This window comes from Stenotrophomonas maltophilia group sp. msm4 (assembly GCF_032025605.1).
Classification (GTDB): Bacteria; Pseudomonadota; Gammaproteobacteria; order Xanthomonadales; family Xanthomonadaceae; genus Stenotrophomonas; species Stenotrophomonas sepilia.
Genome location: NZ_JAVSKK010000004.1, coordinates 315,053 through 325,030 on the forward strand (window position 1 = coordinate 315,053; position 9,978 = coordinate 325,030).

8 protein-coding genes are annotated in these 9,978 nt (G+C 66.1%); 2 read left to right on the plus strand and 6 right to left on the minus strand.

What is annotated here, in order from left to right; genetic code table 11:
- Positions 1–132: 132 nt before the first annotated feature.
- The 5 genes from ROV93_RS19740 to ROV93_RS19760 are packed head-to-tail and all read right to left on the minus strand — an operon-like array spanning position 133 to position 5,244.
- On the minus strand, positions 133–2,103 hold the full coding sequence (locus ROV93_RS19740) for a type IV pilus secretin PilQ family protein (RefSeq protein WP_065185316.1): 1,971 nt from the start codon (positions 2,101–2,103) through the stop codon (positions 133–135).
- Positions 2,104–2,124: 21 nt separating this feature from the next.
- Positions 2,125–2,658, minus strand: coding sequence for a pilus assembly protein PilP (locus ROV93_RS19745; RefSeq protein WP_005418914.1), 534 nt, complete (start codon positions 2,656–2,658; stop codon positions 2,125–2,127).
- Positions 2,658–3,314, minus strand: coding sequence for a type 4a pilus biogenesis protein PilO (pilO, locus tag ROV93_RS19750; protein WP_049411380.1), 657 nt, complete (start codon positions 3,312–3,314; stop codon positions 2,658–2,660). The genes ROV93_RS19745 and pilO overlap by 1 nt, the downstream gene beginning before the upstream one ends.
- Positions 3,311–4,186, minus strand: a complete 876-nt coding sequence (locus ROV93_RS19755) for a PilN domain-containing protein (RefSeq protein ID WP_088497528.1) — start codon at positions 4,184–4,186, stop codon at positions 3,311–3,313. The genes pilO and ROV93_RS19755 overlap by 4 nt, the downstream gene beginning before the upstream one ends.
- A complete protein-coding gene (locus ROV93_RS19760) occupies positions 4,186–5,244 on the minus strand; it encodes a pilus assembly protein PilM (protein ID WP_014038321.1) in 1,059 nt (352 codons plus the stop codon). Before ROV93_RS19760 ends, ROV93_RS19755 begins: the two co-directional genes overlap by 1 nt.
- Before the next feature lie 219 nt (positions 5,245–5,463).
- On the opposite strand from ROV93_RS19760, the gene ROV93_RS19765 reads away from it, so the two are divergent.
- Both ROV93_RS19765 and ROV93_RS19770 read left to right on the plus strand, forming a co-directional pair.
- On the plus strand, positions 5,464–7,887 hold the full coding sequence (locus ROV93_RS19765; protein WP_312541025.1) for a penicillin-binding protein 1A: 2,424 nt from the start codon (positions 5,464–5,466) through the stop codon (positions 7,885–7,887).
- A 190-nt stretch (positions 7,888–8,077) separates the two neighbouring features.
- Positions 8,078–8,722, plus strand: a complete 645-nt coding sequence (locus ROV93_RS19770; RefSeq protein WP_049411389.1) for a hypothetical protein — start codon at positions 8,078–8,080, stop codon at positions 8,720–8,722.
- A 454-nt stretch (positions 8,723–9,176) separates the two neighbouring features.
- On the opposite strand, the gene ROV93_RS19775 is transcribed toward ROV93_RS19770, so the two are convergent.
- Positions 9,177–9,923 (minus strand): hypothetical protein, encoded by a 747-nt coding sequence (locus ROV93_RS19775; RefSeq protein ID WP_072168465.1) that lies wholly within the window; start codon positions 9,921–9,923, stop codon positions 9,177–9,179.
- Between the last annotated feature and the right edge of the window lie 55 nt (positions 9,924–9,978).

The window sequence follows — 9,978 nt, forward strand, 5'->3', positions numbered from 1 at the left end:
TCATCGCAGGGTGCCTTGCGATTGGCATCAAGAACGGCTGAACAGCGCATCCACGCAGGGCGTGGATCTACCCGCGGAAACGAGGAAGGGCCGCACAGGGCGGCCCTTCTTCGAAGACTTCGGAGCGATGGCTCAGTTCTGCTTGGCCACGCGCAGCACCTTCGGGGTGACGAACACCAGCAGTTCGGCCTTGTCCTTGTTGCGGCCGCGCTTCTTGAACAGGTTGCCCAGGAACGGCACGTCGCCCAGGAACGGCACCTTGCTGATGCTGTTGCGATCGGTGAATTCGTAGACGCCACCGATCACCACGGTCTGCCCGTCCTCGACCAGCACCGCGGTATTGACTTCGCGGCGGTTGATCGACGGCACGGTGCCGTAGCCTTCCAGCTGGATCAGCTGGTCGACTTCGTCCTTCTTCACCTGCATGTTGAGGAACACGCGGTTGTCGTTGGTGATGGTCGGGGTGACCTTCAGCTCCAGCACCACTTCCTTGAACTGGACGTTCGGCGTCGCCACGCCGCCAGCGGTACCACCACTGATGGTGACGTAACCGATCTCCTTGCCCTGCTTGATCATCGCTTCGCGCTGGTTGGTGGTGACCACGCGCGGGTTGGAGATCACCTCGCCTCGCGATTCCTGCTGCATGGCCGACAGCTCCACATCCAGCAGGTAACCGGCATTGAGGATCGACAGTGCCAGCGAACCCGGGTTGCTGGCGGCGGCCACCGGCAGGTTCCAGTTCAGGCCACGGGTGATCGCCGAGCCGGACTTCACCGGCGGCGGGCCGACCCGGCCACCGGCTTCCCAGTCACGCTCGGCCTTGGCGTTGGCCAGGTCGGTCGTCACCTGCGACTCGCGGGTCTTGGCGTTGGCATCCAGGCTGCCGCTGAAGTACACGTTGTCGCGGCTGCCGCTGACACCGAACTTCGCACCCAGTTCGCGGGCGAAGGTATCGGTGGCGATGACGATGCGGCTTTCGATCAGCACCTGGTCGACCGGGCGGTCGATCACGTTGATCAGCTCGCGCATGCGCGCGATCTTCTTCGGGATGTCGCTGATCATCAGCGTGTTGGTGCGCTCGTCGGCCACGATGCGGCCGCGCGAGGACAGGAAGCCACTGTCTTCCTGCGACGAGCTGCCCGAACCACCGCCGCTGCCACCACCACCACTGCCACCGATGCCCTTGGCCTCGGTCAGCGCTTTGAAGATCTGCGTAGCGCTGTGGTAGTTGATCTGGATGTAGTCGGTCTGCAGGTCTTCGCGGTTCTCGATGGCGATGCGCGCGTCTTCCTTCTCCTGCTCGAACTTGGCCAGTTCGGCCTGCGGCGCCACCCAGATCACGCTGCCGTCGCGACGCTTGTCCAGGCCCTTGGCGCGCAGCACGATGTCCAGCGCCTGGTCCCACGGCACATTGACCAGGCGCAGGGTCACATTGCCCTGCACCGAGTCGGACGCAACCACGTTCAGGTTGGACTCCTCGGCGATCAACTGCAGCACGGTGCGCACCGGCACGTCCTGGAAGTTGAAGGTCACCGGCTTGCCGGTGAAACCGCGCTGGCCGACGGCCTTGGCCGCCTGGGTGACGCTGCCGGCAGTGACCGCGCCGACGGCGGCCGGGGCCTGCCGCGGGCTGATCTCGACCACGTACTCATTGCCGCTCTGGTACGCCAGCGACTCCACTGCACCGCCGGTGCTCAGCACCAGCTGGGTACCGGCACCGGACGGCTTGGCGTCGATGCGCTGTACCGGCGTGGCGAAGTCGGTGACGTTCATCGGCTTCTGCAGGTTGGCCGGCAGTCGGGCATTGCCGACGTCGACCACGACGCTGTTGCCCTGCGTGCGCAGGTCAGGGATCGCGCCCTGCCCGTCGAACTGCACGATCAGGCGCCCGGCGCCGTCATCGCCACGCTTGAAATCGATCTTGGCCACCGACAGGCCTGCCGGCGCAGCGGCCGGTGCCACGGTGGCGCCCACCGGCTTTTCCGCCGGTGCGGCAGCCAGCGCCGGAGCGCAGGCCAGCATCAGCGCGACTCCCAGCGCGCTGACACGGTTCAAGGTAGAGCGCCGGATGGGACGCAGCCCCTTGGCTTGGTGAAAGGTCATCGTGCTATCCCCAGTAAACGATCATTGATCTTCAAGCGAGAGCGTTGCCGGCCGTTCCAGCCAGCCACCCGCGCCATCCGGCACCAGTTCGATCAGCTCCACGCGGTCTTCGAAGACCGCCGTGACCCGCCCGTCGCTCTGCCCCAGGTAACCGCCCGGGCGAACCCGGTAGGTGACCTTGTCCGGCCCCATCACCAGCGCCACGGTGCCTGCACCGGTACCGATGGTGCCGACCATGTCCAGCGCATCCAGCGGGAAGCCTTCCAACGGCTCCTTGCGCCGGTTCGGGTCCGGTCGCAATCCGCCGTTCCCCTGCTGCGGATTGGTCCAGGCATCGGTGAACGGATCGCGCATGCCCTGCGCGGAGTATTCAAAGGTCTCGAACTGCTGCATCACCGGCAGCGGCTCCAGCGGTTGCGCCGGTCGCGCGCGCTCGCCTTCCACCCACTTCTCAAGGTTCGGTGCGTCGCCGGGCGTGCTGGTCACGCCACGGCCGCAACCGGCCAGCAGCAGTACAGCCAGCACCATCGCACCACGTACGGTCTGCGCGCGCATCACTTCTTGCCCTCCTTGCCAGCGTCGGCCGCCTGCTGCGCCTGCACTTCGGTCTCGTCCAGGTAACGGTAGGTCTTGACCGTACCGGACAGTTCCAGTGCACCGCTGCGGACGTTGCCGCCGGTCTTTTCCTTGGGCTTGAGGTTGATGTCATGCATGGTCAGGATCACCACCCGCGGCAACGAGGCCACGCCACTGACGAATGCGCCGAACTGGTGGTAACTGCCCACCATGCGCAGCTTGATCGGCTTCTCGGCGTAGAACTCCTTGATCTGCTCCTGCTCCGGCTCAAACAGCTCGTTGGTCAGGCCGCTGGACAGCGCGGTCTGCGAGATGTCGATGATCAGGTCGGGCATTTCGGTCTTGCTCGGCAGCTGCCGCAGCATCTGCTGCAGCACCTGCTCCATCTGCGCCAGCTGCTGCTTCAGTGGCTCCAGGTTCACCGCGCGTTCCTGCTGCTTGGTGAACTCGGTGCGCAGCTCGACTTCCTTCGATTCCAGGCCGGCCAGTTCTTCGCGCTTGCCGCTGATCAGCAGCATCCACGCCACGAACATGATGACCAGCGCCAGCAACGAGCAGAAGACGATCTTGGCCTTCTGCGGCCAGTTGCCGATGTCGTTGAAATCCAGGTTCTTGATGTCGATCTTCTGGCTCATGCGCGGTCCCCCTGCAGCAGCGCATTGAAGGCCTGCGGCGGCTGCGCCAGGCGGCTGCCCTCAGGCTTCGGGGCGGGTGCCGGGGCCGGCGCGGCGGCCGGAGCGGCCGGTTGGTTCGGCTTGGCCGGCGGTGCAGCGGCCGGTGCAGCGGGAGCCGCTGCCGGCTGGCCCGCTGCCGGAGCCGCAGGCGTCGCGGCACCCGGACCTGCGGCCAACGGAGCCACCGGTGCGGGCGCAGCCGTCGCCACCGACCCATCGGCGTTCAGGCCCGGCGTCGCCGAGACCTCTTCGCTCTGTGCCGGCAGTTTCACCTTGACCACGAACACGTAGGGCAGCGCCTTGATGTCGGCCAGCGGACCGACCTTGCCATCCTTGTCCTTCTCCGGGTCACGCGCTTCGATGATCGACAGCTCCGGATTGGTCATCCAGCCGGAGGTCTCCAGGTTGCGCATGTAGGCCGAAACGCGGGCGTTGGACTGGGTGCGGCCTTCCAGCGTCAGCACATCCCCTTCCTGCTTCAGCGCGGTCAGCACCACGCCATCGGGAATGGTGCGTACCAGCGCGTCGAACAGGTGGACCATCTGCGAGCGCTTGGCCTGCAGTTCCTCGATCACCTTCTTGCGGGCCAGCAGGCGTTCCTTCTGCGCGTCGAGGCGATCGATCTCCTTGTTCTGTTCCTTGACCTTCTCGATCTCGGCTTCCAGATAGGCGTTGCGGTCCATCTGGCCGCTCACCTGGCGGTCGTAATAGAACCAGATCATCAGCGACAACAGCAGGCCACCGACAGCGGCCATGCCCAGCATTGCGTAGAACTCGCGCTGGCGTTGCTTGCGCCGCTCGGCGCGCCAGGGCAATAGATTGATGCGTGCCATCAGTCGAAGCTCCTCAGCGCCAGACCGGTCGCGATCATCAGCGCGGGGGCATCCTGGGCCAACGCATGCGCGTTCACCTTCGGCCCCAGGGTCATCTGCGCCAGCGGGTTGGCGACCACGGTCGGCACGCCCAGCTGTTCCTCGACCATCTCCGGCAGGCCACCGAGCACGGCGCAGCCGCCGGCCAGCACGATGTGATCGACGCGGTTGAATTCGCTGCCTGCATAGAAGAACTGCAGCAGGCGGCTGATCTGCTGGACCGTGGCTTCCTTGAACGGCTCCAGCACTTCCATTTCGTAGCTTTCCGGCAGGCCGCCCTGGCGCTTGGCCAGCCCGGCTTCCTCGTAGCTCAGGCCATAGCGGCGCATGATCTCGTCGGTCAGCTGCTTGCCACCGAACACCTGCTCGCGGCTGTAAAGGCTGCGGCCGCCGCGCAGGACATTGAGGGTGGTCATGGTGGCGCCGATGTCGACCAGCGCAACCACGCCGTCGATGGACACCGGCAGCTCGCTGGCGACCAGGGCGTAGGCGTTCTCGACCGCAAAGGCCTCCACGTCCATCACCTTGGCCTGCAGGCCACCGAGCTCCAGTGCGGACTGGCGCAGCTCGACATTCTCCGAACGCGACGCGGCCAGCAGCACCTGGACCATCTCCGGGTTGTTCGGGATCGACCCGATCACCTCGAAGTCCAGGTTCACTTCCTCGATCGGATACGGAATGTAGTTGACCGCTTCCAGCTCGATCTGGGCTTCCATGTCGTTTTCGTCGAGATCGGCCGGCATCGGGATCACCTTGGTGATCACCGCCGACCCCGCGACGGCGGCAGCGGCCAACTTGGCCTTGCTGCCTGAACGGTTCATCGCCCGGCGGATGGCCTCACCGACGGCCTCCACTTCGACGATGTTCTTCTCCACCACCGCATTCGGCGGAAGAGGTTCCACAGCGTAATGTTCCACGCGGAAACGATTGCCGCTGCGGGACAGCTGCAAAAGCTTTACCGCAGTCGAACTGATGTCGACGCCTACAAGCGGCGACTGACTTTTTGGGATGAGCCCCACGGTTTCTCCCCTGCCGACGGGCACTTGGACGCAAGACCTGCGTCCGAGCATTAATAACGTATTCTTAGCAAATGGCAACGGCCCTGCTGTGAAATCCCTCACGGATTCACCATGCAGCCCCTGACTGTTCCCCTTGCGCTCCCCGGTGCCGACCCCAGCCGCCACCTTGCGTAATCTATACTCTGCGACCACGAAATTCGCAATCGGAATCTGAACCCGATGACTCGACTCCGCCGCTGGCTGCGCTGGATCTTCCTGATTGTCCTGGTCCTGGCGCTGATCGGCGCGGCCGCCGTGGGCGGTCTGTACTATGCCGTTTCCTCCAAGCTTCCCGACGTGCAGACCCTGCGCGACGTGGAAATGCAGGAGCCGATGTACGTCTACGCTGCCGACGGCAAGCTGATGGCGGTGTTCGGCGAGACCCGGCGCACCCCGGTCACCATGAAGGACGTGCCCGAGCGCCTGAAGCAGGCCTTCCTGGCCACCGAGGACGCCCGCTTCTACGAACACGGCGGCGTGGACTACATGGGCATCGGCCGCGCGGTCTGGCTGCTGGCCACCACCAACGACAAGCGCGTGCCGGGTGGCTCCACCATCACCCAGCAGGTCGCCCGCCAGTTCTTCCTCAGCTCCGAGTACAGCTACACCCGCAAGCTGGCCGAGATCCTGCTGGCGCGCAAGATCGAGTCCGAGCTGAGCAAGGACGAGATCTTCGAGCTGTACCTGAACAAGAGTTTCTTCGGCAACCGCGCCTACGGCGTGGCCGCTGCCGCCGAGTTCTATTACGGCAAGAAGCTGAACGAGCTGGACCTGGACGAGATGGCCTCGCTGGCCGGTATCCCCAAGTTCCCGTCGTCGGGCAACCCGATCTCCAACCCGGAACGTGCCCGCCAGCGCCGTGACAACTACGTGCTGCAGCGCATGGCCGACCTGAAGTTCGTCAGCCAGGCCGAGGCCGACGCGGCCAAGGCCGTGCCGATGCACGCCACCGCGCATGAGCCGCCGGTGCAGGTCGATGCACCCTACGTGGCCGAGCTGGTGCGCCAGGAAATGATCGCCCGCTTCGGCGGCGACGTGGTCAACAAGGGCTACCACGTCACCACCACGATCGACTCCACCCTGCAGACCGCTGCCAACCTGGCCGTCCGTGATGGCCTGCTGCTGTACGACCACCGCCACGGTTGGCACGGCGTGGAGAAGCAGGTGCAGCTGGGCGCTGGCGACGATACCGCCGCGCTGGCCGAGCACCTGCGCGGCATGTACGGCCAGGCCGGCCTGCTGCCGGCAATCGTCGCCAGCACCGCTGCCGATGGCAGCGCCACGGTGGTGCTGGCCAACCGCACCGAGATCGTGCTGCCGGCCGGTGCCGCCAAGTGGACCAACAAGACCCCGGGCAAGCTGGTGCAGCGCGGCGACATCGTGCGCGTACGCGCCGGTGCCAAGGAAGGGGAGTGGCTGCTGGACCAGATCCCGCGCGGCCAGTCCGCACTGGTCTCGCTGGATGCCCACAGCGGCGCGCTGAAGGCGCTGGTGGGTGGCTTCAGCTTCTCCGGCAACAAGTTCAACCGCGCCACCCAGGCCCGCCGCCAGCCGGGTTCGAGCTTCAAGCCGTTCGTCTACGCGGCCGCTTTCGACAAGGGCTACAACCCGGCCTCGATCGTGCTCGACGCCCCGGTCGTGTTCCGCGATCGCCGCGGCAAGACCTGGGCCCCGCAGAACGACGGCGGCCGCTTCCGCGGCCCGATGCGCCTGCGTGAAGCGCTGGTGCAGTCGCGCAACCTGGTCTCGGTACGCCTGCTTGATGGCATGGGCGTGGACTACGCGCGCAAGTACATCAGCGAGTTTGGCTTTGCCGAATCGGAGCTGCCGCCGAACCTGTCGATGTCGCTGGGCACTGCATCGCTGACCCCGCTGTCGGTGGCGCGTGGCTACGCGGTGTTCGCCAATGGCGGCTCGCGCGTGGATACCTGGCTGATCGACCAGGTCAATGACCGCGACGGCAACCTGGTGTTCAAGGAAAACCCGGCGCTGGCCTGCCGCGACTGCGCCGGCAGCAGCGATCAGCCGGTCAACCAGGTGGTGGATGGCTTCAACTTCGGCGCCCCGGCTCCGAAGGTGGACCCGGCCGCTGCGGCCAAGGCCGAAGCCAAGACCGAAACTGCCGCCGCTCCGGCCAACCCGGATGCCCGCACCGCTCCGCGCGCGATCGACGCCCGCACCGCCTACCAGCTGGTGTCGATGATGCGCGACGTGGTCCAGCGCGGTACCGGTGTGCAGGCCAAGGTGCTCGGCCGCGAGGACGTGGGCGGCAAGACCGGCTCCACCAACGACCATCGTGACGCCTGGTTCTCCGGCTTCGGCGGCCCGTACGTAACCACCGTGTGGGTGGGCCGCGACGACTTCCGCTCGCTGGGCTACCGCGAGTACGGCGGCAAGGCGGCGCTGCCGATCTGGATCGACTACATGCGCACCGCGCTGAAGGACACCCCGATCGCGCAGAACGAGCCGCCCAGCGGCATGGTCCAGGCCACGCTCAACGGCGCGACCGAGTGGGTGAAGGTGGAAGACATGGATCGCCTGACCGACTACGACCTGAACCTCAATACGCCACAGGCCGACGCCGCCGCGTTCGATATCTTCTGAGGAAGGGTGCAGTGGGTGCCAACCGTGGGTTGGCACCGATGCGACTGTAGAGCCGAGCCCATGCTCGGCTCAGGGCCCCCGCGTAGAGCAGCCGAGCGTGGGCTCGGCTCTACATCCCCACCTTGAAATACCTACGCGGATGTCACATCCGTGCGCTAGTCTGTAGCCAGGTCGCAACAGGAGTCATCGCATGCATCGCGCCCGCCAGCATGCTGCCAGCCAGACCCGCGAGCGGCGCCACCGCCTCGCCCACGAAGCCGCCCGCCTGATGGCCGAAGGCGGCATCCGCGACTATCACCAGGCCAAGTTGAAGGCCGCCAGCCGGCTCGGCATCCACGACGATGCCTCCCTGCCCCGCAACACCGAGATCGAAGACGCCTTGCGCGAATACCAGCGGCTGTTCGCCGGGCCCCAGCACGGCAATGAACTGCAGCGCCGCCGCGAGGCCGCGATGCGCGCGCTGGAGTTCCTGCACGGCTTCGCCCCACGGCTGGCCGGCCCGGTGCTGGAAGGCACCGCCGATGCCAACAGCCCGGTGCAGCTTCACCTGCACAGCGACGACCCGGAAGCCGTGCATCGCTTCCTGGACGAGCACGGCATTCCCGCTGAATCGCGGACGCGCCGGCTGCGCATGGACCGCGAGCGCAGCCTGGACGTGCCGGTGTGGGTGTTCAGTGCCGAGGAGCTGACCTTTGACCTGGCCGTGCTGCCGTACGATGCGCTGCGCCAGGCGCCGCTGTCGCCGGTGGATGAGAAGCCGATGCGACGCGCGTCTGTCGCACAGCTGCGGCAGCTGCTGGCCGAAGCGGAGATCACCGCGTATATCGGCGGGTGACGGTTGCGCGGGTTCTGGTGGGTGCGGACCGTTGGTCCGCACGGTGCATCAGGCGTGCGGACACCTGGCCCAAGAGCAGCCGAGCATGGCTCGGCTCTACAGAAGACGCGCTACCTGCTTCATTCTTCTGGTGGGTGCGGACCGTTGGTCCGCACTGTGCATCAGGCATCCGGACACCTGACCGAAGAGCAGCCGAGCATGGCTCGGCTCTACAGAAGACGCGCTACCTGCTTCATTCTTCTGGTGGGTGCGGACCGTTGGTCCGCACGGTGCATCAGGCATCCGGACACCTGGCCCAAGAGCAGCCGAGCATGGCTCGGCTCTACAGAAGACGCGTTGCCTGCTTCCTTCTTCTGGCAGGTGCGGACCGTTGGTCCGCACGATGCATCAGGCATCCGGACACCTGACCGAAGAGCAGCCGAGCATGGCTCGGCTCTACAGGAGGTGCGTTGCCCTACCAGACATCATGGTGCTGCTCCTCCGTCTCATCGCCAAGCAGGCGCATCAGCCAGGGAGCTCCCACCCGCTGCGGGTACGCCATCATCATCCGCGCGTGCATGTTCTGCAGATCGCCCAGCAACCAGGTCTGGTTGTAGACATCGCCGAACGGATCGGACCACGCCGTCTGTATCCGCGCGCGCTCACCGCCGTTGAGGTTGGGCATCCTGTCCAGCGGCACCTCCAGCACCGGCTCCAGCGCCCGGTTGATGGCCGCGTTCTCCGCCTCCGCCGCACGCATGAGCTCCAGCCGATGGCTCACCTGCCAGCACGGGAAAGGGAAGCAGCTTCCCGTGGCATCGATGTACGCCGCGATGTCGGCCAGCATATGGGCCTTCAACTGCCACACCATCGCACTGTCAAGCAGCTGCCGCACCCGCAGTGTGCGCAGCGTACCGGCACGGACATCCTCCGGGGTGGTGAACGGCTCGCCCGGGGTTGGGCCGCCATGCCGCACCAGCACGATGCGATGGATCGCCTCCTGGGTGATGTTCTCCACGCGCAGCGCGGCGGCCTCCGGATGCACGCGCGGCGGCGGCACACTCGATACCCGCCAGGTGTACCAGGCCGCCAAGCCCACACCCGCCACGCACAGCAGGGCGAACAGCAGCCAGCGGTCCAGATTGCGGGTGTAGTAGTAAAAACGTGCCCGCCACAGATAGAACGTGCGGTAGCTGATGAACCGGCTTACCCATCGATACATTGCCATCTCCTCGGCAAGGGCCCCGGCGCGGCGGGGCGGATTACGCGCGTCACGC